Below are 24,124 nucleotides of genomic sequence, written 5' to 3' on the forward strand. Positions count from 1 at the left end.
CACAGGGTGAAGGTATGATTGAGGTAAAGCAGTTAACAAAAGAATTTTCCATTGCCAAGGACAAAAAGCTTACGGTTCTGAAAGATATCAATCTGGTAATTGAAGATAGGGATATCTTTGGAATAATAGGTATGAGCGGTGCCGGAAAAAGCACATTTATCAGATGTTTGAATTTGCTGGAAAAACCAACAAAGGGAAGTATTCTGATCGACGGGGTGGATATAACAAGGAAAAGAGGCAGGCAGTTACTTATTCTTCGAAAACAAATCGGAATGATATTCCAAAACTTTAACCTGTTAATGCAGAAAAATGTCAGCAGAAACATTGCCTTTGGACTGGAAATAACCAAGGCAAGGTATTTTAAGATTCCCGGCATGTCCGGGAGGGAATATGAAGAGCTAGGTTATTTTAAGAAGAGAAGCCTTAAGAAAAAGGAAATAGAAAGACGTGTAGATGAATTGCTTAAACTGGTTGATTTGGAGGATAAAAAATACGAATATCCCTCCAAGCTAAGCGGCGGACAGCGTCAGAGAGTAGCAATCGCCAGAGCACTTGCCACCTATCCCTCCATCCTGCTGTGTGATGAAGCGACCTCAGCCCTTGACAGCAGAACCACAGAATCCATCCTGAAGCTGCTAAAGAAGATCAATGAAGAAACCGGCGTTACCATTGTTATGATTACCCATGAAATGAATGTGGTGCAGAAGATTTGCAACAAGGTTGCTGTTCTGGATAAGTCGGAAATTGTGGCTTCCGGTTATACGAAAGAGGTGTTCGGGGATACCTCGTCTGAAATCGTAGCACAGCTATTAGGGGGAGAGGAAGCATAATGTACATGGAGATTTGTTTAACAGGCTTTACTAAGATAGTAGGAGGATTATATTCTGAGTATGGAAGCATGCTCGGCCAGGGAATTCTGGATACTCTTTTTATGACCTTTGCCTCAGCGGCAGCAGCGTACATAATGGGCATTCCTATTGGAATCCTGGCAGAAGTAACCAGAAAGGGCGGCATTCGTCCTGTTCCGGTATTAAACGCAATCTTAGGCTTTATTATTAATATGGGCAGGTCCATTCCTTTTATTATATTACTGGTAGCAGTAATGCCTTTTACCAGAATAGTGGCAGGAACTACCATTGGCCCAAAGGCGGCAACCGTTCCTTTGATAATCGCAGCAACGCCCTTTGTAGCAAGACTGGTAGAGAGTTCCCTCAGGGAAGTGGATGCCGGTGTCATAGAAGCGGCTAAGGCGATGGGAGCCAACACCATGCAGATCATATACAAGGTATTGCTTCCGGAAGCACTGCCATCCCTCATTATGGGAGCATCCCTTGCCACAATAACGCTGGTAGGATATACGGCAATGGCTGGTGCTGTCGGCGGCAGAGGATTAGGCGATATCGCACTGAGATTCGGTTATTACCGTTATGAGGCAGATGTTATGCTTGTAACAATTATCCTGCTCATTATTATGGTCCAGATAATCCAGAGTCTGGGACATTTCATATCAAAGAAGATTGATAAAAGAGGAAAAGGAGAGAATTAATTATGAAAAAAACGAAAAGACTGGCAGCATCCGTATTAAGCCTGTTATTGGTGGGAACGTTACTTGCAGGCTGCGGAACCAAGAACAACAGCACAGGAGCAGCAGATACTCCGACACCGGAGCCTACGAAAGAAGCTGCCGCAGATGACAAGTCAGGGGAGCAGAAAGAATTAACGGAAATAGTAGTGGGAGCAACCGTTGAACCCCATGCTACCATTTTAAATTCCGATGCGGTAAAGAATTCTCTTGCAGAGCAGGGATATTCCATTAAGGTAGTAGAGTACACCGACTATATTCAGCCAAATTCAGCTACCGAGGACGGAAGTCTGGATGCCAACTTCTTCCAGCATGTACCTTATCTGGATGATTTTAATTCCAAGAACGGCACCCATTTAAAGGCAGTTGCGAATGTACATTTTGAGCCTCTTGGCATTTATCCCGGTAAGACAAAGACCCTGGATGCCATTTCAGAGGGAGCACAGATCGCAGTTCCCAATGATACCACCAACGAAGCAAGAGCTTTACTGCTCTTAGAAAAAGCCGGATTAATCAAATTAAAGGAAAATGTCGGCCTTGAAGCTACCGCAAAGGATATCACGGAAAATTCGAAGAAGCTGAAAATAGTTGAAATCGAAGCTGCCCAGACAGCGAAAGTATTACAGGATGTGGACCTTGCCGTAATCAATGGTAACTATGCTTTAAGCGAAGGGCTTTCTGCTTCAAAGGATGCCCTGCTGGTAGAGGATGCTTCATCAGATGCCGCTAAAACCTATGCCAATGTAATCGTAGTAAAAGAAGGAAATGAAGATTCCGATAAGACAAAGGCTCTCATCAAAGCAGTTACCTCCGAGGAAACAAAGAAGTTTATTGAGGATAAATGGCAGGGTGCCGTAGTACCGGTATTCTAATAATAGAAAGTTTATGAAGTATTCTGAATAATATTCTGAATAACAGACCAGATTTGAACCATTGTAGAAAACAGCCGGATTTTATGTGATTCCGGCTGTTTTTATGTTATCTTTGGGATTGTTTTGTCATTTAGGGTAGAGTATAATAAACACATATTGAACAAAGGAAAGGAAAAGCGTTGGTTATTAACGCAGAAAATACCATGAAGATAAAACATAAGATATCCATTGCTGCGGCAGTGATTTTACTATGCTTCATTGTTATTGCAGGTATATTTTTCCGAATGACAGTCAAGAGTGTAGTCTTGAATGAGATTGATGACAGGCTTGCCAATAACTCGGCTGTAGGCTTGCTGCTGCTTGACAGTGAGGTACCGGGGCAATGGCATTTGGATGGGGATAAGCTTTATAAGGGAGATACCCTTATGAATGATAATACAGAACTATTGGATAAATTAGCAGAAGAAACAGGCGTAATGTTTACACTTTTTGCGGAAGATACCAGAGCGGCAACTACGGTAAAGGATGACAAGGGCAGCCGGGTGACAGGTACCAAAGCTGCAGATAATGTAGTACAGACAGTAATAAAGGATAAAAAGGTATATTCCGGTAATGCAGTTATTATGAAAAAAGAAGCCTACACCTATTATACACCCATTTTAGATGAGAATAATAAGGTTGTCGGCATGTGGTTTAACGGTATGTTTACACAGAATATTGACAAACAGCTGCTCCACAGTTCCATTTATATTATCATCATACTGGGCATCATGCTGCTAGCGGGATTAGTTATATCCTATATTCTTGGCCATATCATATCGAAAGGTTTTGTAAAAATCAAGGAAAGCATGGGCAAAATTGAAGAAGGAGATTTAACCGGTATTTTTTCGGATAAGCAGATACTGCGGAGGGATGAATCCGGTGATATCAACCGTTCTTTTATGAAAATGCAGCAAAATATAGTAAGAACTCTGGAGAACATACACCTGGAGAGCGGGAAGATAAAAGAGTCCATTGACGGCATGGTAAGCAGCTCCAATGAGGTCTATGATGACATTGAAAATATTTCCGCCACTACGGAAGAACTCTCGGCGGGGATGGAAGAAACCGCAGCCTCTGTTCAGGAAATCAGTAATACAGCAGTGGATATTGAAGGTGAGATCATTACAGTTGCAGAAAAGCTGGAGCACGGTCTTACCGTATCCGGGCAGATTAAGGGAAGGGCGGATGGCTTGAAGCAGTCAGCTCTGGGCTCCCAGCATACGGCTGTCACAGCCTATGATGCTGCCAATAAAAAGCTTCGCAATTCCATAGAAAAAACAAAGGCAATAGAAGAAATAAGATCCCTGTCACAGACGATTCTCTCCATTACCTCACAGACAAACCTATTGGCCCTCAATGCCTCCATTGAATCGGCCAGGGCAGGCGAAGCAGGAAAAGGCTTTGCAGTGGTCGCAGAGCAGATCCGGGTATTGGCGGAGAACTCCAAGTCGGCAGTCTCAAGAATAGAATCCATAACAGGCCTGGTAGCGGAAGCAGTGGAAGAGCTGGTATTGGATTCCCAGAATATTTTAAGCTTTGTGGATAATCAGGTAATCAAGGATTATGAGAATACCGTCCATATCGGTGAGCAGTATGATATGGATGCAACTACGATAGAAGAAATGGTATCGGAAATTAAGAATTCAACTGAAAAGCTAAAGCAATCCATACAATACATAAGGACTGCCATTGAAGAGGTGTCACTGGCTACCAATGAAGGTGCCAAAGGGGCATCTGATATTGCTGAAAAATCCTCTTCCATTGCGGAGATGACTTCAGAAGTATTAGATCAGGCCAGAGCTAATGAGAAGAGTGCGGAAACCCTGAACAAACTGATTGCTTTCTTTAAGGTAAAATAGTTGAGGCTTCCTGGAATAGAAGGTGCGGCGTATTGAGCACCTGTTTCCAGGAAGCCTTTTCTATATACTGGAGTTTGGGGAGTATTTTCAGATGGTAAGCTCAATTTTATACTTATCCAGCCAATAATTAATTTGAAGCAGATAGGCTATCATCTGGGGACCTGCCATTAACTGGCCGAACCAGGGCTTTCCGTAGTCGGAGGGTGCAGCGAGAAAATCGGCAACTTTTTTCTTATCTACCAATTTGTTGATGGGGGAAGAGGAATCCTTTAATATTTCGCCCAGACGGCTTGCCAGAATACCTTCATAGTGGGGATTATATGTCTTGGGATAAGGACTCTTTCTGCGGTAGAGTACCTCATCGGGAAGGAGGCCCCTGGCAGATTCCCGGAGCAGATGCTTTACCACACCGTCCCTGCATTTGATATCCCAGGGCACATTCCAGACATAATCCAGTATCCTGTGGTCAGCCAGGGGTACTCTTGCTTCTAACCCTGAAAACATGCTGGTTCTGTCCATGCGGTCTAAAAGTGTTGCCATAAACCATTTGATGTTAAGATAGGCGATTTCCCTGCGCCTGCCCTCTTCCGGACTTTCAAAGGGCAGCTTTGGAGTCTCAGCTACGGAGGTCTCATAGGTGTTATTGATATAATCCTCCAGCTGGAGTATATCTAACAGGTCATCCTTTAATAACTGCTTTCTGGGTTCGATATTTCTGGACCAGGGGAAAGCATGGGCTTCAAAGGCTTCTTTACTGTGGAACCAGGGATAGCCTCCAAAGATTTCATCTGCGCATTCACCGGTCAGGGTAACCTTATTGAATTTTTTCACTTCACTGCAAAAGTGCAGCAGGGAGGAATCTACATCTGCCATACCCGGCAGGTCCTTTGCATCCACTGCTTTGTACAGGGCATCTGCAAGCTTGATATTATCACATTCCAGGTAGGTGTGGTTCGTATGGAAATGTTCTACCATCATATCCACATAGGGACGGTCTCTGGAGGGCTGGAAATCATTTGCCTTAAAATACTCATCGTTGCCGGCAAAATCAAAGGAGAAGGTATTCAGCTGTTCCCCTCTCTTAGCAAGCTCGTCAGCACAGACGGCTGTTACAATGCTGCTGTCAACGCCGCCGGAAAGAAAGGTGCAGATAGGAATATCGGAAACCATCTGCCTTATGATAGAGTCTTTTACCAAAAAGGCAGTCTTTTCTATGGTCTCTTCATAGGAATCCGTATGGGGCCTGCTGACTAGCTTCCAGTATTGGCAGGTTTTCATACCGTCACGGTTATAGACATTATAATAGCCCGGAAGAACCTCACTGCAATCCTTGAATACACCATTTCCGTAGGTTCTGGCGGGTCCTATTCCGAATACCTCACAAAGTCCCCCACGGTCAATTACAGGCCTTATTCCCGGATATTCAAAAAGCACCTTCAGCTCGGAGCCAAAGACGCAGACGCCATCCCTCAGGGTGTAAAAAAGAGGTTTTATTCCCAGCCGGTCCCGGAAAAGGCTTAAGGTCTCATTATCGGAATCCCAGATAGCAAATGCAAAAATACCGTTTAATTCTTTTACGAATTCATTGCCGTATTCGATAATTCCTACCAGTATGACCTCTGTGTCGCTGGTGGTCTGAAAGCGCCAGCCCTTAAGCTCCAAATCCTCCCGCAGTTCACTGGTATTATAGAGCTCACCGTTATATATAATCGTATACAGACGATTTCCAATCTTTCTGCTCATAGGCTGCTTGCCATTTGCCAGGTCGATAATAGAGAGTCTGGCATGGGCAAAACCAACATGTTCAGCCAGCATGTATCCGTCTTCATCAGGGCCTCTGTGCTTAATACTGTTTTTCATATTTGCCAGGGTGTCCTGCCACTTGGCAGACCTGCTGGTGTAATTTTCCTTGAAGCTGCAAAAACCTGCTATACCGCACATTTTGCCACCATCCTTAATTATAATAGTTATTCTATGCATGATAAAAAAGGATGATACCCGCATATAGACAAATGGAAGCGGCGCCAGGGAATTTACTAACCAAGCAGTTGTAAAATTTATCTTTCAGAGCAGGTTGCACCATATTGTATTTTAGAAATGGATGCTTTATAATGAGTAGGGAATTATGAGACAAATAAGGGAAAAGTGTTATAAATAAAGGTATAATATCAATTCAAAGGAGGAAAATTTATGAAAGGTACAGTTGTTTCATCTTGGGTAGAATCCTGCAGAAGGCTGTATGGTGATGAAATTGTAAATAATGCTTTAAAGAACTTTAATCTTTCAAGTGATCATATATTTACACCATTTGAAGATGTTGAGGACAGGGTAGCAAGGGGAATTGTTGATCATATCGGAAACCAGATGAGTAAGACAACAAAGGAAATCTGGAATACCATGGGTGAAGAGAACATCAAAACCTTTAGTAAAAACTATCCCGGGTTCTTCCGCCATGAATCGGCCTATCAGTTTTTAAAGTCTATGAATGATGTTCATGTTATAGTAATGAAACGCTTCCGTGGAGCAAAACCTCCTATTCTTGATGTGGTTCCCATCTCTTCTCATGAAATTTTATTTACATACCGCTCGAAAAGAGGGATGATTGACTATCTTATCGGACTGACCCAGGGTGCCATCAAGCATTTTAATGAAAAGGCTGCCATTGTAGTTATGTATCAGAAGGAAGAAGAAACCCAGTTAAAGTTAACCTTTGAGAAGGAAATCCAATCAACAAAGAAGTACCGCATTAACAAACTTTTATCCTTTGGATTTATTAAAAATACAGCAGCAAAGGCTTCTATCGTGAATACGGTGATTGTTGGGGCCGTCTCACTGATACTGTCCCAGGACGGATTAAAAACTGCCGTTTTAGCTGCAGTGACCTTTCTGATTTCCTTTCTGTCAGGCAGTCTTCTGAACCGCCCGAAAAGGATGATAATACAGGAGCTAAAGAATTTAAGCGAGCGCAAATTTGTAGAATCCATCGCTTTGAAGTCAGGGGATGAGTATGAAGCCTATATGGAACAGATAAATGAGGTCAAGAGGAATATCCAGAAGGATTTTATTGGCTTCAATGCCATTGTGGATGAGTTATACACCTTTAACAAATCGGTATCGGAGATTGCAGGAACCATGAAAAATACCTCCGATGATATCACCGCTGTTCTTGACCAGGTTGCGCAGGCAGCTATTACCCAGGCAGAGGATACTACAAAGGCCATAACCATTCTGGATGGCAGCGTTCAGAATGTTACGAGCATATCCAATGACGGCCAGGCCAATAAGACACAGATAGAAGAGGCGGTTACAGGGATTGAAGATAGCTTTCAGAATGTACAGGCCACGGCAGCCCAGATAACCACAGTGCTGAACAGCTTTCGGAATATCAAGAAGGAAAGTACGGAATTAAAGAATAATGCAGACGATATTACCCAGATCGTATTAATCGTAGCAGCGATTGCGAAGCAGATTAATTTACTGGCCTTAAATGCTTCCATTGAAGCAGCAAGGGCAGGTGAGGCCGGAAAGGGCTTTACCGTTGTGGCAGAAGAAGTCAGAAAGCTTTCGGAAGAAACCAATCAGGCAGTAAAGCAGATTAATGAAAGTCTTATGACCTTTGCTTCCAGTATCGGAGTTGTAGTAGAGGGAATTGATACGCAGTATTCCGTACTGGAGAACGAAAATACCAAGCTCACAGACGCCGTTATGAAATCCAGCCAAATGAACCAGAATCTGAAGGTGGTATCGGAATTTCTCATTAAAAATTCCAGCGAGCTGAAGTCGGAGGCAGATAATATCACGGTTCTTTTTGACGGCATCCAGAACCTTGCTGCCATTGCAGAAGAGAATTCCGCATCCACACAGGAGGCAAATTCCAATGTGACTGTTTATGTGGAGCAGATAAAGAAGCTGACGGAGCAGATAAATGTATTTGATGCAATGATACAAAACTTTCAGGAGGACTTAAGCAATTATATAATTTAATAATTGTACTTATGATATATAAATTAATTTTAGGATGGCAAAGGGCAGTTTCTCGCAAGGGGACGGCAGTTTGCACAAAATAGAAAGCTTCCTGCTTCATTCCAATGTATAAGAAGTCCTAATTCTCTGAAGCTTTTGTGCTGGACATATCATCAAACAGATAACTCGTGGGCTCAGACAATCTGTTTGATGATATAGCACAAAAGCTTCAGAGAAAAGGACTTCTAATACATTTCCATAGGCGCAGGAAGCTTTCTATTTTGTGCAAACTGCCTGTGTACTATGGGAAACAGGGTATTTGTTGGGGGAAGCAGATTATATGGTATGAGAGTTATTGATATGAAAGGCCTTAGCATTTTGGAGAGAGAAGTCTCTGAAATGTTAAGGCCTTTTCATTAAAAGGTTATAATGCTTTGCTTAAGGATATTTATTATGCTTAAGGATATTTATTATGCTTAAGGATATTTATTATGCTTAAAGATGTTTATTTTGTTTAAGGATATTTATATTGTTTAAGGATATTTATTTTGTTTAAGGATAATTATTTTGCTTAAGAATATTTATTTGATAAAATGTGTGCCGGTTTTTCCGTGTACGGCATCCAGGGCTTTATCAATGCTGGTAACAATGGCCTCTCTGGTATCGGAGCTGTCGATAAAACGGACGGAGGCTTCAATTTTGGGAAGGATGGAACCTGCTTCAAACATATTCTTTTCAATGTATTCCTTTGCCTCGGACAGAGACAGGGTATCAAGAGGATGCTGGTCAGCCTCTCCATAGGCATAGTATACTTTTTCAGAACCGGTTAAAAATAAAAGGAGCTGGGCACCTACTGCTTCGGCTAGCAATTCACTGGTGGCATCCTTTTCTATTACGGCACTTGCGCCTTTTAGGACAGTGCCCTGTTCCAGGACGGGAATACCGCCGCCGCCTGCGGCAATTACCACCTGATTGGCATCCAGGAGGGCGCTGATGGAATCGATTTCATATATTTCAAGAGGCTTGGGGGAAGCGATAATTCTGCGGTAGCCCTTTTCCTCTTTTACAACATGGTTTCCCTTTTGTTTTTCCTTTTCTGCCTCTTCCTCGGACATGTATCTGCCAATAATCTTGGTAGGATTTGCAAAGGCCTCATCGAAGGGGTCTACCTTCACCTGGGTTATAATGGTGGCTACGGGTCTGTAAAGGCCTCTGTTTAACAATTCAGTACGCAGTATGTTCTGAAGGTCATAGCCCATGTAGCCCTGGCTCAGGGAACTGCATACGGGCATGGGAGCCACTGTGTAGTGATTATCAAGCCTTGCGAATTCTGTCATGGCTGTATGGAGCATTCCCACCTGGGGACCATTGCTGTGTGTTATAACAATATCATAATTATCTTCAACCAAATCTGCGATTGCTTTAGCAGCATTCTTAACTGCCTTCTGCTGTTCAGGAAATGTTTCACCGAAGGCGTTTCTGCCCAGGGCAACGACTATTCTCTTCTTTGGCATAACAGTACCTCTTTTCTAATGGATTATTAGCAGAACCTTTTCCCCTTAGTTTTCTGCTAAGGAATGAATACCTTTATTATATTATATCCGGAGAAAAAAGAAAAGATAAAAGCGCCTGTAATAAGTCTTATTATTAATCATAATAAATTTCCAGTAAATGATTTCTTGCGTTTCTTTGAAAAGTATGATAGTTTAATAAGGTAACGTGATGATACATTATCTAATTGCATTGCAAAATTTGTTCTTGACAACACAGGTATAATTGTATACAATAAGGCGGATTAATAAATTCGGGCATCGGAGTACATACATTTCAGAGTACAGAGGTGCAGGAGTACACTTATGTAGGGGATACACACACATAAGGGATACATCTAAATAAAGGATACACATATTAAGGGATACACATATAAAAGAGATACATACATAAAAGAGATACATACATAAAAGAGATACACAAACAGCTGGGATACATATGTCGGGGGGACAGTAAGCAGGGGAGATAGAATCAGCAGGCGTGTAATATACAGCCTGATATCAATTTCTTATACATAGACTTAATAAAAGAATGAGGAGCAAAGCGATGGAAAACAGGAAAGTATTTATGAACCGTCAGAATAACCTGCTTGAGCTGGAGGAGCACCTGTATACTCTGGTTGATGTGGAGCAGCCAAATGTTTTCAGAAATTTATTTCCCTATGATGAGGTCCCCAAAATAGCCTTCAATGACAGAATAGTACCTCACAATTTTCCGGAAGAAATATGGATAACAGATACTACCTTCCGCGACGGACAGCAATCCAGGGCTCCTTATTCTACCGAACAGATTGTTACGATATTTGATTATCTCCACAAGCTGGGAGGACCGAAGGGAATTATCAGACAGAGTGAATTCTTTCTCTACAGCAAAAAGGACCGGGATGCGGTGTACAAATGCATGGAAAAGGGATACCAGTTTCCGGAGGTCACTTCCTGGATAAGAGCCAGCAAGAAGGATTTCCAGCTGGTGAAGGACATCGGTATGAAGGAGACCGGAATCCTGGTCAGCTGCTCGGATTACCATATCTTTTACAAGATGAAGATGACAAGAAGAGAGGCTATGAACCATTATTTAAATATTGTCCAGGAATGTCTTGAGACTGGAGTTGCTCCAAGATGCCACCTGGAGGATATTACCCGTTCCGACATTCATGGCTTTGTTATCCCCTTTTGCATGGAGCTGATGAAGTTAGGGGAAAGGTATAATATACCGGTTAAGATAAGAGCCTGCGATACCATGGGCTATGGAGTGAATTTCTCCGGTGCGGTAATTCCAAGGTCCGTTCAGGGAATCATCTACGGCCTTGTGACCCATGGAGGCATCCCGTCTCAGTTACTGGAATGGCATGGGCATAATGATTTCTATAAAGCGGTAACCAATTCCACCACAGCCTGGCTGTATGGCGCCAGCGGTGTAAACTGCTCCCTTTTCGGTATTGGAGAGCGGACCGGCAACACCCCTCTGGAGGCTATGGTGTTTGAATATGCACAGTTAAAGGGAACCCTGGACGGCATGGATACCACGGCAATAACGGAGCTTGCAGATTACTTTACCAGGGAGATCGGATACAGGATACCGGCAAGAACTCCCTTTGTTGGAAAGAATTTTAATGTGACCAGAGCAGGAATTCATGCCGATGGGCTATTGAAAAATGAAGAGATTTATAATATATTTGATACTGGGAAATTCTTAAACAGGCCTGCCCTGGTGGCAGTATCCAATACGTCAGGACTTGCAGGGATTGCCCATTGGATTAACAGCTATTTTAAGCTGAAAGGAACGGAAGCAGTTGACAAGAATGATTCTTTAGTTCTTAAGGTAAAGGAATGGGTTGACAAAGAGTACGACAGCGGACGTGTAACCGTCATAACGGATGAAGAGCTTATTACGGTTATTAACGAAGTGAAAGAAGCACAGAAATAATTCCGGCTATGCGGCAGCAGGCATTGGAAGAACAAAAGTACATAGAAGAAAGGTATGGTATAAGATGACAGAGTACATACAGGCAGCAAAAGAAAAATTCGGAAAACTTTTAGAAGAGCAGTTAATACGTGTAGAAGCAATGAAACAGCAGGCTGATTTTGTAAATTATAAAGATTTGGAGCAAATCACAGTTGGCGTGTGCGGAGGAGATGGCATAGGACCTGCGATTACAGGGCAGGCTCAGAGAGTATTGGAATTCCTTTTAAAAGAGGAAGTCAAGAAGGGAAAGGTTGCATTTAAAACCATTGAAGGTCTGACAATAGAGCACAGGGCAGAAACCTTAAAAGCAATTCCCGAGGACGTTCTGACAGAGTTAAAGGCCTGTAATGTAATATTAAAAGGACCTACCACAACACCCAGAAAGGGAGATCCCTGGCCAAATGTCGAAAGTGCCAATGTGGCCATGAGAAAGGAACTGGATTTATTTGCTAATATGCGTCCGGTCCGCATACCGGAGCAGGGCATTGACTGGACCTTCTTCCGTGAGAATACGGAAGGTGCCTATGCGGTAGGCAGTAAGGGCTTTCCTGTAACAGAGGATTTGGGGGTTGATTTTACCTTTGTGACCAGCCAGGGAACAGAGAGAATTATCCGAGCAGCCTTTGAATATGCCAAAGCAAACGGGAAAACAAGAGTGACAGCCGTAACCAAGGCAAATATTATTAAGACAACAGACGGTAAGTTCCTGGATATCTTTAAGGAAATTGCAGGTGAATATCCGGGCATTGAAGCAGATGACTGGTATATTGACATCATGACAGCCAAGCTGGTGGACGAAAAGAGAAGAAGAGATTTTCAGGTACTTGTACTTCCGAATCTCTACGGAGATATTCTTACCGATGAAGCTGCCGAATTCCAGGGTGGTGTCGGAACAGCAGGAAGTGCCAATATCGGTAAGGAATATGCAATGTTTGAAGCCATTCATGGTTCTGCACCCAGAATGGTGGATGAGGGAAGAGAGATTTATGCGGACCCCTGCAGCGTAATCAGGGCAGGTGCCATGCTTTTATCCCATATCGGTTATCAGGAGGAAGCAGTTAAGCTTTATAAAGCTCTTGATATCTGTACCGTAACAGAGAGAAAGTTAGTCATCACAGGAAGAAATACCGGTGCGACCAGTGCAGAATTCGCAGAGTATCTGATGGAGACCATAGAAAAGCTTTAGGAGGAATTTTGTGGACGAAAAAGATGTTCATAACGATAACACGGATAAATATTCCCTACGAGGCAGAGTATTTACAAAAATAAGGGAAGATATACTGGCAGGTAAATATAATCAGAATGATGAGCTAAAGGAAACCTCCATCGGGCAGGAACTGGGGGTCAGCCGTACTCCGGTCAGGGAAGCCTTAAGGCAGCTTGAGCTGGAAGGCCTTGTTAACATCGTGCCCAACAAGGGAGCTTATGTTAACGGGATTTCAGAAAAAGACATCCATGACATCTATATCATTCGTTCTTACCTGGAGGGCTTATGTGCAAAATGGGCATGCGAATACATAACCCAGGAACAAATAGACGAATTGGAAGAGGTGGTTTATCTTTCAGAATTTCATGCCAAGAAAGAACATCATGAACAGATCGTGGAATTGGATAATAAATTTCACCAATTGATTTATGAAGCCTCCAACAGTAAAATATTGAACCATATTTTATCCGATTTCCACCACTATGTACAAAGAGTAAGAAAGATAACCCTTGCCTCCGATTTGAGGGCGGCCAGTTCCAATAAAGAGCATACCGCCATATTGGATGCCATCCGGCAGCGGGACGGTGAGAACGCAGAAATGCTGGCTCATGAGCATATTATGAATACTATCAGAAATATCAGTGAGAGAGGACTGTAAGCCTTTCAATAACCCAGCATTATAAAAGATATAAATAAGCGGTTATTGCATCGAATAGGGATTGCAGTTTTAGCTGAAAAAGGAATACCCCGTGGCTTTCAGAAAATATAACGGAAAGCCATGGTTTTTTTTATTTTGTTTTGTTACCATTCAGCCCTTCACATCTATTCAAAGAAATTTTAAGATAAAGTACAGATGGTTTCTGGTTCCGTTCAGGCATTTTCTATTGAGCGGTTCCTTATGACACTTAAATGGCAGCCGTTATGACTAGGTAAAATTACACCAGTGTCTGAGCTCACAGTGTTAATATACCCAATAAATATGAAGCGAGTTTGGTGCAATTTAACCTTCCAGGAATAACGGCTGGCATTTTAGTGGAATTGGAACCGTGAACGAGAAAATGCCTGAACGGAACCAGAAACCATCGTCCGTTTCCCAACACTAAAATGCAAGGAAGGTTGAACTATAACTTTATTCAATATTTATTACTTAAGTTCCATTGCATCCATAACCAGTATTATGGTAAGATATAACAAATTACCAGAGATACTATATACAAAGGATAAAAGGAGTAGAGAATGGGATTATTGAATTTGTTCAACCGAAAGATGCAGGAAAAGCTGCAATATGATACCTTTAGTACGATGCTTGCCATCCCCCGTTACGAAAAGGATATATTGGAGCCGGATATCATCCTGCAGCGGCTTAAGGAGATGGCTGGTATCCGTATTGTATCCAGTGAACTGGATGATTATAAGTATGCACTTGTTATTGAATACCGGGAAAAGGAACATCAGCTGCTGTTATATCCGGATAGTTTCACTCTGCCGGAATATTACAGGCAGCAGCATCGGTTTCCAGATGTGGAAATGGATAAACTGATCAGAGCCGAAACCGGTATTATGATAGAAATGCTTTTTGGTGAAGACAGCCTGGAATCCTATCATCTGCAGCTGAAAATTGTAAATGCCATATTGCCCGACCTTCTGGCTTTAATAGATATCAGCTCTGAGAAAATACTTTCCGGCAGATGGGTAGCAATGGCTGCTGCCTCTGAGGTAGCCCCGGCTCCCAGGTATATTTATACGGTACAGGCGGTATCCGATGATGACCAGGTATGGCTTCATACTCACGGACTGAGCCGCTGCGGTATCCCGGAGCTGGAAGTACTGAATTCTACCACTGAAACCTCTAACAACCACTATAATATTATCGAAACTGCCGCCAGCAGGCTGCTGGAACAGGAAGAGCCCCTAAAACCGAAGGAGCCGCTGTATCTGGCCAGACTCTCGGAGGATATCGTTATGGTAATTACCGTTATCTCTTGGGAGGAAGCGGTAAAGGGATATCCGTCGGATATGCTTGGCGGAAAAAGGGACCGTGCGGAAAGCCATAACCGGAATACCAATGCAATATTTGTCTACCTTTCGGAAGAGGATTGCAAAAAGAAACGGTATAAACCTGTTTCCATATACGATGAGGTACTAAAGGACAATCCGATTTTTATGATAACCACCAAGGAAACAGCCAGAATGCGCTCCCTTGCAATTGAGAGAATTGATTATGTCAGAAAGGCGTTGGGTAAGGGGGAAAATACCATACTGGTCAAAATCGGTCTGGTTATTGACGATGAATTTAAGGAAGATAATAATCTTCACGAGCATATCTGGTTTGAACTAAAGGAATTTAACGGAGACACCTTAACGGCCGAGCTGACCCAGGAGCCTTATTATGTAAAGGATATGCATACGGGCAGCGTCGGTTCCTATAAAATCGACGAGGTTACAGATTGGCTCATATTTACACCGGAACACAGGCTGTCACCGGATGATGCTTATCTTTTGGCAGAATAAACATTAATAAACTTCAGCTATACACCTGAATTGACCTATGAAGTTATGCAGATTTCCATGCATCCACAGGTCAATGAAGGTGTATTTTTGTGTTCCTGTTAACTCTCTGGAACAATGGAACGGATTAAAGAAATGGTGTACTATTTATACAAGTTGCACCATTTCTATGTGAATTCCTGTAAGCTATGGTATAATATAAACAGAATCTGGTTAAATCAATATGGGCAGCACATTTCATACCAGTTACGACGTATATTAAATGTTAAGGATTAAAAGCTGCTTTGTAAGAGGGCAGGTTCAAAAGAAATGATAAAAGCTGAATAAGAGAGGTGCTTATGATTTTCTGGAAGAAGAGGGATGTAAAAATTTCAAAAACAGAGAATGAAAGTAATACGGAATATATCCTTGATTACGGCGGCCACAAGGATAGGGAACTATTTCCTGACAGCTTGCTGGCGGATGTAACGGAAAACAGCGGCATACTGGTGGTCTTAGACACGGAGCTGTTATATACGGTAAACTATACTAATAAAGAGAGCAAGCTGCTGGAATTAAAAGAGGAATTGGAGAAAAGAAAAATTCCCTACCGGGAAATTGTAACTCAAAAGGAAGCAGATGTAACGGTTCTTGGTGTTAAAATTCAGAACAAGAAAAAAGTTAACTGTTATCAGCTGGGTCTGGCAGTGAATACAGAGCAATTAAAGGGACTGAAGCTGTTTGAGGATTATTGTGTCTATGCCTATCTGTTTGATAAGGAAACTCAACCGGAAATTCTTCTGGAGCTTTTTGAAAATGCCGGGGGCAACAGCGAGGTATTAGGAGGACAGGCACAAATTCAGCTTTATATCGACCATTACCTTAAACGTATTAAAGCAACAGAAAATCATGGGAGAGACGGAATTATAGAAGAAAAGCTTGCAAAATACAACGGGTAGAAGAAGCAATGTTAATAAAACGGGAGGGGCTGCCGCAAATAATAGTCAGTACCGGATATTATATTCATAAACGAATTTATGAATACAATATCCGGTATGAACTATTTATTTTGCAGCAGCTCCTCCCGCTTGTAATATAGAGCGATGTTATTCGGCAAGCTCTTCCCAGATTACCATAAGCTCCTCTAATCTTGCCTCAAGGGTTTTCTTTTCCTTGGTCAGCTTTACAAGCTCACTTGAGTTGGTGTAGATTTCTTCTCTGGTCAGCAGCCCGTCGATTTCTTCGTTCCGAAGCTCTAATTTCTGGATTTCTTCTTCGGTTTTCTTTAAATCGTTCTGGCGTTTACGGATTTTGGACTGCTCTTCTTTTTGCTGCTTCCAGTCCGTTTTATTACCGGATTCCTCTGCTTCGCTGCTGCCTTTTGCAGTATTTTCATAAGTACCAGAGGCAGCATTCGGAGAAAGTTCATCCTTCTTTTCAAGGTAATAATCATAGTTGCCGATATAATTGACCAGGGTATTGGCAGTCAGATTCAGAATTCTGGTGGCGGTCTTATTGATAAAATAACGGTCATGGGAGACATAGAGCACGGTTCCGGTGTAATTGTTGATGGCATTTTCAAGGATTTCCTTGGAGGTGATGTCCAGGTGGTTGGTAGGCTCATCCAATATCAGCAGGTTTGCTTCCGAGAGCATAAGCTTTGCTAAGGATACACGGCCCTTTTCTCCGCCGCTGATATCCCTGATGCGTTTAAATACGTCGTCCCCTGTAAATAAAAAGGCAGCCAGTATATTCCGGATAGAGGTATTGTCCATATCCGGATGGGCATCACTTAATTCATCAAAAAGGGTCTTATCCGAATCCAGTACCTGATGCTCCTGGTCATAATAACCGATTTTGACCTTGGAACCAAGAATTACTTTGCCGGAATCTGCGGAAAGCAGTTCATTTATAATTTTCAGCAGGGTGGTTTTACCGGTGCCGTTATTACCGATAATAGCGACCCTTTCGCCTCGCTTAATCTCAAAGCTGATATTTTGGAACAAAGCCAGACTGCCAAAAGCTTTTGAAAGGTTCTCCGCTTTTAACACATCGTTTCCGCTTATGACATGGGGCTCCAGGGTAATGTTCATCTGGGGCTCGTAGGTCACAGGCTTATCCACTCTTTCAATCTTCTCCAGCATTTTTTCCCGGCTTTCGGCACGGCGGATGGATTTTTCCCGGTTAAAGGAGCGCAGCTTTGTAATGACCTCTTCCTGGTGCCTGATTTCTTTTTGCTGATTCAAGTAGTGCTTTAGCATGGCATCACGGAGCATTGCCTTTTTCTCTGCATAAGCAGTGTAATTCCCCTCATAGGAATCAGCCCTGCCATGCTCCAGTTCCACCACTTTTGTTACAACTTTATCAATAAAATAGCGGTCATGGGCAATTACTACCACAGAACCGGGATAATTTAAAAGGAATGTTTCAAGCCAGGCAATGGACTCCATATCCAGATGGTTGGTAGGCTCATCCAAAAGAATCAGATCCGGCTTGCTAAGGAGCAATTTGCCGAGAGCAACACGGGTCTTCTGCCCGCCGGACAGGGTGGCTACGGGCTTTGTAAATTCCTCCTCCGTAAAGCCCAGGCCCTTTAGTATGCCTACGACCTCGCTTTTATAGGAGTATCCGTTCTTTAATTCGAATTCATGGGTAAGCCTGGTGTAGCTTGCAAGCATCTGTTCCAGCTGGCTGCCGGAGGCACCCTTCATGGAAGCTTCCAGCTGCCGGATGGAGGCTTCTGTTTCTATAACATCTTTTTTTACCGTCAGAATTTCATCATATATGGAATTTTCAGAGGAGAGTCCCTGATGCTGAGCGAGATATCCTACCGTACAGCCTTTGGCAAAGACAATTTCACCCTCATCGGGAGCAAGCTCTCCTATAATAATTTTAAAAAGGGTCGATTTACCCGCTCCATTTATACCGATAACAGCGGCCTTTTCCCTCTCATTTACGTGAAAAGAAACACTATTAAGAATCTGGTCCGTTCCAAAGCTTTTGGAAATATTTTTGCATGCTAAAATCATTTTTATAGCCTTTCTCTTTGGATTTCTATTTAGAATGATACTGGAACACCTGTAAAAAGTCAAGTAAATGACAGGGAATCAGTATTTGACAAATAAATATCATTCACATATAATATCTTATTAGGATGAAATAAGTGTAAAAACAATTTTCACTTTCAATTTAAGCAGTACCGCAGACAAGTCTGCGATATGCATAAGTATTATTATAGGGTTTTTCAGTATCCTTTTAACATAAGAAGACTGGCAGGTTACTGGATGTGATATTATATGCTTTTGGAAGTTTAGGGTGACCTGTTAACCATATTAATTTGAAGGAGGGTTATAAGTGCCAGGAAAAGAAATATCGTTAGCTGTAATACAACGTTTACCAAGATATTACCGCTATTTAGGTGAATTATTGGAGAATGACGTTGTGCGTATATCATCCAAGGAGTTAAGTGAAAGGATGAATGTAACCGCCTCCCAGATAAGGCAGGACTTGAATAATTTTGGTGGATTCGGTCAGCAGGGATATGGTTACAATGTAGAATACCTGTATACGGAAATAGGGAAAATACTTGGACTTGACAAAAGGTATAGTTTAATCATCATTGGAGCAGGGAATCTGGGACAAGCTTTGGCAAATTATACGGATTTTGAAAGAAGAGGTTTCTATTTAAAGGGAATCTTTGATGTGAATCCAAGACTGGAAGGCATCTCCATCAGAGGAGTAGAGATTCAGATGATGGATAATCTGGAGGAATTTGTAAAGAAAAACAAGGTTCATATTGCAGCTCTTACAATCCCCAAGATGAAGGCTCCCCAGACAGCAAAAGAGATTACGGATATGGGAATTAAGGCAATATGGAATTTTGCACCGGTGGATTTAAATCTTCCCTCCGATGTTATTGTGGAAAATGTACACCTGGCAGAAAGCTTAATGCGTATATCCTATACGTTAAAGGATTTGGAAGCTTCCAGGGAAAGTGACGGTAACTGACAGCAGAAGCAGTAATATCGTAAATGACAGACAGAGGTCAGGCAGTATGCGGGCCACACAAAATAACGGGAGTATACATGAGAAAAAAAGAAGAAATTGACTTCGCAAAAATTTTTAAGGGAAAAAAAATACCCATTGTAGTGCTGGATGAACGATGGCATCAATTATTTCCGGACTATGATAAGCCTGCCCAGGTAAAGGTCCTGGAAAATAAATTGAATGAGTTGATGAAGCAGCAGGGGAAGCTGACCAATGACTTAAAAGATTTAAAAAAGTTAAAAAAGCAGCTGATGGGAGAAATTATAACCCATATGGATGTCAGTGACTCCAAAGAAGGCAAAATGAAGGAAAAGAAGCTTGACCAGAATCAGAGGCTCATCAGGGAAATTGGCGAGAAGATAAAGGATTCGGAAAACCAGCTTATCGACCTTCCCTATCAGATAAAAGCCGCCAATGAAGAGCTGATTATAGAAAGTACTGCCATCTGCTACAAAAGGTTAAGTGATAATACGGAAAAAATCGCGGAAATCAGTCAGTGGGTTCAGTCCATAAGAGAGCAGTTAAAGGTAAAAATCCTGGACAAGCAGGATAAGGAAATAAAAAATACAGAAATATACAATTATATGCATGATATGCTGGGACCGGAGTTATTGCAGGAATTGGATGAAGATATCAAAAAGGGAAAATAATTCATGCCGGCAGACATAAATATAAAATGAGGAAACAGCATGATTATTGGCATCGGTACGGATTTAATCGAAATAGAGAGAGTAAGGAAGGCCTGCGGGAAAGAAGCTTTCCGAAGGAAAGTATATACGCCGAAGGAATTGGAGCTGGCAAGCAGTGATACTGTTAAGCTTGCCGGGAATTTTGCCGTAAAGGAAGCGGTCACCAAAATGTTCGGAACCGGTTTTTACGGCATAGCTCCCTTGGATATTGAAGTACTGCGGGATGAATTAGGAAAGCCTTATGTAAATCTGTATAACGGTGCCAGGGAACTGGCTGATAAATTAGCCGTAAAAAGAATACACGTGACCATAACAAATACCAGAGAATATGCCAGCGCATTTGTTGTCGGTGAAGGTCAGGATTAAATTCGACTGATATTTTTTTTGAAAAAATGGAATGTCCCTGAAAAGAGGTCTGTATGAAATATCTGGTCAGTTCAGGTGAAATGAAAGAAATTGATAAAAAAACCATAGATGGCATGGGGATTCCCGCTATTGTTCTAATGGAACGTGCCGCTTTAAAGGTGGCAGAGGCAGTAGAAGGATATCTGAAGGAGCCGGAAGGTCTTTATCAAGGCAATAAGATTCTTGCAATATGCGGAACAGGAAATAACGGAGCAGACGGAATAGCTGCCGCAAGGATTCTTTCCTGTAAAGGGCATGAGGCCAAAATATATGTTATAGGCGATAGGACAAAAGCGTCCGCTTTATTTACGCAGCAGTTGGAGATTGCTGTGAATTTTGGTGTGCCAATGATTAGCAATCTGGATTCTGCAGAATATACTATTGATAATAATACGATTCTGATAGATGCTGTTTTCGGTGTTGGCTTAAACAAAGAAGTTACAGGCATTTACAGGGATATCATAGATAAAATCAACCTGTTGGTTAAAAGAAGGGTATTTTCAGTGGACATTCCTTCAGGACTTTCCGGCGATACGGGCTTTCCCATGGGAGCAGCCGTTAAGGCGGACAGCACAATTACCTTTGGGTATTTAAAGGCAGGTATGGTAATGTATCCGGGTTGTGAATATGCCGGTGAGGTAACAACTGCGGACATCGGTTTTGCCAGTGGGGAAAAGCTTGGGTTAAATCTGAAGTATTTTACCTATGATAAAGCAGACTTAAAGCTGCTGCCCCTTCGAAAGGCATATTCCAATAAAGGAAGCTATAAGAAAGTATTTATTATAGCAGGCTCTTCCAATATGTCAGGAGCAGCTTATTTTTCTGCAAGAGCTGCCTATAAGACAGGGGCAGGGCTTGTAAAAATTATGACAAATGAAAAGAACCGTAGCATTCTTCAAACCTCCCTGCCGGAAGCGCTGCTGTGCACATATCCCGATGGGGAGCTGACAGCTGCCATGCTGCATTCCCTGAAAGAAGAACTAACCTGGGGGGATGTTTTGGTAATCGGCCCTGGAATTGGGAGAAGCAAAGAAGCAGAAAAGCTTTTGGAGCTGGTTTTAGAGAATGTAAAGGTTCCTCTTATAGTGGATGGGGATGCCATCTGGCTGTTAGGACAGAAGATAAGTGCTTTGCAAAAAGAAAAATTTTCACCTGATATATTAAATGAGGAGAATAATACCTTATCAGATAAAACAGGAGAAAATAGCCTGTCTTACAGAGTCGGATACTTGAAAAATCTGTTGCCGGATAATACAATTTTGACCCCGCATCTGAAGGAATTAAGCTATCTTCTTGGGGTTCCGGTAGAAAGAATTCAGAAGGGACTGCTGGAAATAGCAGATATATGTATGGAGGGAAACCATAACATATATGCAATTAAGGATGCCAGAACAGTGGTAGCATTTGAAGGGAAACAATATATTAATATGTCAGGAAATAACGGCATGGCAACGGGAGGCTCAGGAGATGTGCTTACAGGAATAATAGCCGGCTTGATAGCAGGAGGCTTACAGGAGCCTGCAGCAGCAGCTCTTGGCGTATATCTTCATGGACTGGCAGGAGATTACGCCTGCAGGGATTTGGGAGAATATTCTCTGATGGCTACGGATATAACCGATTACATTTCCAGGGCTATGAGCAGGAAATAAAGATTCTGTGCCAGCAGAAATAGATGGAGGAACATATGACAGCAGGAAATATAGATTTGACTTCAATAGAAGAATTTCATTCAAAATATTACAGAGCATCAGCCAATATTGATTTGGATGCCATTTGCAGTAATATCAACAATACGAGAAAATTATTGGAGGCTAAAACCAGGCTGATGGTAATCCTGAAGGCGGACGGCTATGGGCATGGTGCGGTTCCCATAGCCAAAGCACTTTCCGACATGGCGGTGGACTGTTTTGGAGTCGCTATACTGGAGGAAGGAATTGAACTAAGAAAAGCCGGCATTGACAAGCCGATACTGGTTCTTGGTTATACACCGAAGGGACAATATCAAAAGCTGGTTGAATATGATATAACCCAGACTATATTTCAGTACAATACGGCAAAGGAACTGTCGGAAGAGGCCTTAAGGCAGGGAAAGACAGCAAAAATTCATATAAAGATTGATACCGGTATGTCCAGAATCGGATTTTTTGATGATACGGATAGCATAGAGGAAGTCAAAAAGATAGCAGAGCTTAAAGGCATTGAGATAGAAGGAATATTCTCTCATTTTGCATGTGCCGACGAAGAAGATAAGACCTCAGCCAACAGACAGCTGAAGAAATTCCTGGACTTTACGGAAGAGCTGGATAAGGAAGGAATTCATATACCGATAAAACATATAGCAAACAGTGCCGCTATTATTGATATACCGGAAGCCAGACTCGATATGGTCAGAAGCGGCATTTCTACCTATGGGCTTTATCCTTCCGAGGATGTGAAAAAAGATGCTATAGCCCTGAAACCTGCCATGGAAATCAAATCCCATGTGAGTTATGTCAAAGAAGTGGAAACAGGTGTGGGAGTAAGCTATGGAAGCACCTATGTTACAGGCAGGAAAACAAAGATAGCAACCATACCGGTAGGTTATGGGGACGGCTATCCCAGACAGCTTTCATCCAAGGGCCGTGTTTTGATTCACGGCATGTCAGCTCCCATTATAGGCAGGGTGTGCATGGATCAGTTCATGGTAGATGTTACGGACATTCCTGATGTAAATCAGGGAGATATGGTAACCCTGATCGGAAGGGATAAAGATGAGTTCATATCAGTGGAAGAAGTGGCAAATATGTCATATTCTTTTAATTATGAATTTATTTGTAATGTTGGCAAGCGAATACCGCGTATATATTATCGTAACAATAAAGTTTGGAACATTGGAATTTAACAGGTAAGCAGGAAGCAGCAACAGAAATAATCACAAGAAGAGAATATTTTATGGAATACACCGGTCAGAATTGGGAAATAATAAGACTAAAGCCATAAAATGGAGAGTGAGAAAAGTGATTATTAAACGTGGTGATATTTTTTATGCTGACTTAAGACCAGTAATAGGCTCTGAACAGGGAGGAGTAAGACCGGTCCTGATTATACAGAACGACACTGGGAACAAGCATAGCCCCACAGTGATCTGTGCAGCGATAACTTCAAAAATGAATAAGGCAAAGCTCCCTACCCATGTGGAGATTGATGCAGATAAATATGGAATTATTAAAGACTCTGTTATTTTGCTGGAACAGGTAAGAACAATTGACAAATCGAGGTTAAAAGAAAAGGTATGTCATCTGGACCAAGATGTGCTGAAAAAAATAAATCGGGCGCTCCTTATAAGTTTTGCGTTGGATACATACATCAAACCTGAATAAGAAACCAAATAAGAGAAAATGGAATAATAAAGCTTGTATAAATAATGACCGCTTTGATTAAAAGAAGGAGGAAAATGCTACAAAAGCCTCATACAG

Annotated in this window: 19 protein-coding genes; 16 read left to right on the forward strand and 3 right to left on the reverse strand. The window is 42.1% G+C overall.

The genetic code is table 11. From position 1 onward, the window contains the following. The first annotated feature begins 14 nt into the window (after positions 1 to 14). The 4 genes from BUB77_RS05975 to BUB77_RS05990 all read left to right on the forward strand — a co-directional run bounded on the left by BUB77_RS05975 (position 15) and on the right by BUB77_RS05990 (position 4,355). Positions 15 to 830 carry a methionine ABC transporter ATP-binding protein gene (locus BUB77_RS05975; RefSeq protein ID WP_073273825.1) on the forward strand — a complete coding sequence of 272 codons (816 nt, stop codon included), beginning with the start codon at positions 15 to 17 and terminating at the stop codon, positions 828 to 830. A 5-nt stretch (positions 831 to 835) separates the two neighbouring features. After that, positions 836 to 1,546 (forward strand): methionine ABC transporter permease, encoded by a 711-nt coding sequence (locus tag BUB77_RS05980; RefSeq protein ID WP_170866596.1) that lies wholly within the window; start codon positions 836 to 838, stop codon positions 1,544 to 1,546. A gap of 2 nt (positions 1,547 to 1,548) precedes the next feature. Further along, positions 1,549 to 2,454 carry a MetQ/NlpA family ABC transporter substrate-binding protein gene (locus tag BUB77_RS05985; RefSeq protein WP_073273827.1) on the forward strand — a complete coding sequence of 302 codons (906 nt, stop codon included), beginning with the start codon at positions 1,549 to 1,551 and terminating at the stop codon, positions 2,452 to 2,454. Positions 2,455 to 2,657: 203 nt separating this feature from the next. After that, entirely contained in the window at positions 2,658 to 4,355 is a 1,698-nt protein-coding gene (locus BUB77_RS05990) for a methyl-accepting chemotaxis protein (protein ID WP_073273962.1), read from the forward strand. A gap of 87 nt (positions 4,356 to 4,442) precedes the next feature. Here BUB77_RS05990 and asnB read toward each other — a convergent pair whose 3' ends face one another. Further along, positions 4,443 to 6,296 carry an asparagine synthase (glutamine-hydrolyzing) gene (asnB, locus tag BUB77_RS05995; protein WP_073273829.1) on the reverse strand — a complete coding sequence of 618 codons (1,854 nt, stop codon included), beginning with the start codon at positions 6,294 to 6,296 and terminating at the stop codon, positions 4,443 to 4,445. 249 nt (positions 6,297 to 6,545) lie between these two features. Between asnB and BUB77_RS06000 the strand changes: the two genes are divergently transcribed. After that, complete coding sequence (locus BUB77_RS06000; protein ID WP_073273831.1) at positions 6,546 to 8,339, forward strand: methyl-accepting chemotaxis protein; 1,794 nt, start codon at positions 6,546 to 6,548, stop codon at positions 8,337 to 8,339. A 560-nt stretch (positions 8,340 to 8,899) separates the two neighbouring features. On the opposite strand, the gene arcC is transcribed toward BUB77_RS06000, so the two are convergent. Further along, complete coding sequence (gene arcC, locus BUB77_RS06005; RefSeq protein WP_073273833.1) at positions 8,900 to 9,832, reverse strand: carbamate kinase; 933 nt, start codon at positions 9,830 to 9,832, stop codon at positions 8,900 to 8,902. A gap of 583 nt (positions 9,833 to 10,415) precedes the next feature. Here arcC and BUB77_RS06010 point away from each other — a divergent pair. The 5 genes from BUB77_RS06010 (at position 10,416) to BUB77_RS06030 (ending at position 16,487) form a co-directional block, all read left to right on the forward strand. Continuing rightward, positions 10,416 to 11,795, forward strand: a complete 1,380-nt coding sequence (locus BUB77_RS06010; RefSeq protein WP_073273835.1) for a beta/alpha barrel domain-containing protein — start codon at positions 10,416 to 10,418, stop codon at positions 11,793 to 11,795. Between the two features lie 64 nt (positions 11,796 to 11,859). Further along, positions 11,860 to 13,020: an isocitrate/isopropylmalate family dehydrogenase gene (locus tag BUB77_RS06015; RefSeq protein WP_073273838.1), complete on the forward strand. Its 1,161-nt coding sequence runs from the start codon at positions 11,860 to 11,862 to the stop codon at positions 13,018 to 13,020. Positions 13,021 to 13,030: 10 nt separating this feature from the next. Further along, positions 13,031 to 13,699, forward strand: a complete 669-nt coding sequence (locus BUB77_RS06020; protein WP_073273840.1) for a GntR family transcriptional regulator — start codon at positions 13,031 to 13,033, stop codon at positions 13,697 to 13,699. A 578-nt stretch (positions 13,700 to 14,277) separates the two neighbouring features. Continuing rightward, positions 14,278 to 15,552 (forward strand): DUF4026 domain-containing protein, encoded by a 1,275-nt coding sequence (locus BUB77_RS06025; protein ID WP_242962384.1) that lies wholly within the window; start codon positions 14,278 to 14,280, stop codon positions 15,550 to 15,552. Positions 15,553 to 15,887: 335 nt separating this feature from the next. Further along, on the forward strand, positions 15,888 to 16,487 hold the full coding sequence (locus BUB77_RS06030) for a hypothetical protein (protein WP_073273843.1): 600 nt from the start codon (positions 15,888 to 15,890) through the stop codon (positions 16,485 to 16,487). A 147-nt stretch (positions 16,488 to 16,634) separates the two neighbouring features. Here BUB77_RS06030 and abc-f read toward each other — a convergent pair whose 3' ends face one another. Beyond that, positions 16,635 to 18,557, reverse strand: coding sequence for a ribosomal protection-like ABC-F family protein (gene abc-f, locus BUB77_RS06035; RefSeq protein ID WP_073273845.1), 1,923 nt, complete (start codon positions 18,555 to 18,557; stop codon positions 16,635 to 16,637). A gap of 325 nt (positions 18,558 to 18,882) precedes the next feature. Here abc-f and BUB77_RS06040 point away from each other — a divergent pair, with 325 nt between their 5' ends. The 6 genes from BUB77_RS06040 to BUB77_RS06065 all read left to right on the forward strand — a co-directional run bounded on the left by BUB77_RS06040 (position 18,883) and on the right by BUB77_RS06065 (position 24,028). Then, the gene (locus tag BUB77_RS06040; RefSeq protein ID WP_073273846.1) at positions 18,883 to 19,536 is read left to right on the forward strand and encodes a redox-sensing transcriptional repressor Rex; all 654 of its coding nucleotides are present in this window, start codon (positions 18,883 to 18,885) and stop codon (positions 19,534 to 19,536) included. A gap of 77 nt (positions 19,537 to 19,613) precedes the next feature. Further along, positions 19,614 to 20,225, forward strand: coding sequence for a hypothetical protein (locus tag BUB77_RS06045; RefSeq protein ID WP_073273970.1), 612 nt, complete (start codon positions 19,614 to 19,616; stop codon positions 20,223 to 20,225). A gap of 39 nt (positions 20,226 to 20,264) precedes the next feature. Continuing rightward, positions 20,265 to 20,630 (forward strand): holo-ACP synthase, encoded by a 366-nt coding sequence (gene acpS / locus BUB77_RS06050; RefSeq protein ID WP_073273848.1) that lies wholly within the window; start codon positions 20,265 to 20,267, stop codon positions 20,628 to 20,630. A 53-nt stretch (positions 20,631 to 20,683) separates the two neighbouring features. After that, positions 20,684 to 22,318 carry a bifunctional ADP-dependent NAD(P)H-hydrate dehydratase/NAD(P)H-hydrate epimerase gene (locus BUB77_RS06055; protein WP_073273850.1) on the forward strand — a complete coding sequence of 545 codons (1,635 nt, stop codon included), beginning with the start codon at positions 20,684 to 20,686 and terminating at the stop codon, positions 22,316 to 22,318. Positions 22,319 to 22,353: 35 nt separating this feature from the next. Further along, the gene (alr, locus tag BUB77_RS06060) at positions 22,354 to 23,550 is read left to right on the forward strand and encodes an alanine racemase (protein ID WP_073273852.1); all 1,197 of its coding nucleotides are present in this window, start codon (positions 22,354 to 22,356) and stop codon (positions 23,548 to 23,550) included. Between the two features lie 115 nt (positions 23,551 to 23,665). Further along, positions 23,666 to 24,028 carry a type II toxin-antitoxin system PemK/MazF family toxin gene (locus BUB77_RS06065; protein WP_073273854.1) on the forward strand — a complete coding sequence of 121 codons (363 nt, stop codon included), beginning with the start codon at positions 23,666 to 23,668 and terminating at the stop codon, positions 24,026 to 24,028. The last annotated feature ends 96 nt before the right edge of the window (positions 24,029 to 24,124 follow it).

The sequence above is a fragment of the Anaerocolumna jejuensis DSM 15929 genome, from assembly GCF_900142215.1.
Lineage (GTDB): Bacteria > Bacillota > Clostridia > Lachnospirales > Lachnospiraceae > Anaerocolumna > Anaerocolumna jejuensis.

Excerpts from the sequence above, each read along its gene's own strand:
- BUB77_RS05975 (WP_073273825.1), top strand. The coding sequence starts at position 15 with ATGATTGAGGTAAAGCAGTTAACAAAAGAATTTTCCATTGCCAAGGAC.
- BUB77_RS05980 (WP_170866596.1), top strand. The coding sequence starts at position 836 with ATGGAGATTTGTTTAACAGGCTTTACTAAGATAGTAGGAGGATTATAT.
- BUB77_RS05985 (WP_073273827.1), top strand. The coding sequence starts at position 1,549 with ATGAAAAAAACGAAAAGACTGGCAGCATCCGTATTAAGCCTGTTATTG.
- BUB77_RS05990 (WP_073273962.1), top strand. The coding sequence starts at position 2,658 with ATGAAGATAAAACATAAGATATCCATTGCTGCGGCAGTGATTTTACTA.
- asnB (WP_073273829.1), bottom strand. The coding sequence starts at position 6,296 with ATGTGCGGTATAGCAGGTTTTTGCAGCTTCAAGGAAAATTACACCAGC.
- BUB77_RS06000 (WP_073273831.1), top strand. The coding sequence starts at position 6,546 with ATGAAAGGTACAGTTGTTTCATCTTGGGTAGAATCCTGCAGAAGGCTG.
- arcC (WP_073273833.1), bottom strand. The coding sequence starts at position 9,832 with ATGCCAAAGAAGAGAATAGTCGTTGCCCTGGGCAGAAACGCCTTCGGT.
- BUB77_RS06010 (WP_073273835.1), top strand. The coding sequence starts at position 10,416 with ATGGAAAACAGGAAAGTATTTATGAACCGTCAGAATAACCTGCTTGAG.
- BUB77_RS06015 (WP_073273838.1), top strand. The coding sequence starts at position 11,860 with ATGACAGAGTACATACAGGCAGCAAAAGAAAAATTCGGAAAACTTTTA.
- BUB77_RS06025 (WP_242962384.1), top strand. The coding sequence starts at position 14,278 with ATGGGATTATTGAATTTGTTCAACCGAAAGATGCAGGAAAAGCTGCAA.
- BUB77_RS06030 (WP_073273843.1), top strand. The coding sequence starts at position 15,888 with ATGATTTTCTGGAAGAAGAGGGATGTAAAAATTTCAAAAACAGAGAAT.
- abc-f (WP_073273845.1), bottom strand. The coding sequence starts at position 18,557 with ATGATTTTAGCATGCAAAAATATTTCCAAAAGCTTTGGAACGGACCAG.
- BUB77_RS06045 (WP_073273970.1), top strand. The coding sequence starts at position 19,614 with ATGAGAAAAAAAGAAGAAATTGACTTCGCAAAAATTTTTAAGGGAAAA.
- acpS (WP_073273848.1), top strand. The coding sequence starts at position 20,265 with ATGATTATTGGCATCGGTACGGATTTAATCGAAATAGAGAGAGTAAGG.
- BUB77_RS06055 (WP_073273850.1), top strand. The coding sequence starts at position 20,684 with ATGAAATATCTGGTCAGTTCAGGTGAAATGAAAGAAATTGATAAAAAA.
- alr (WP_073273852.1), top strand. The coding sequence starts at position 22,354 with ATGACAGCAGGAAATATAGATTTGACTTCAATAGAAGAATTTCATTCA.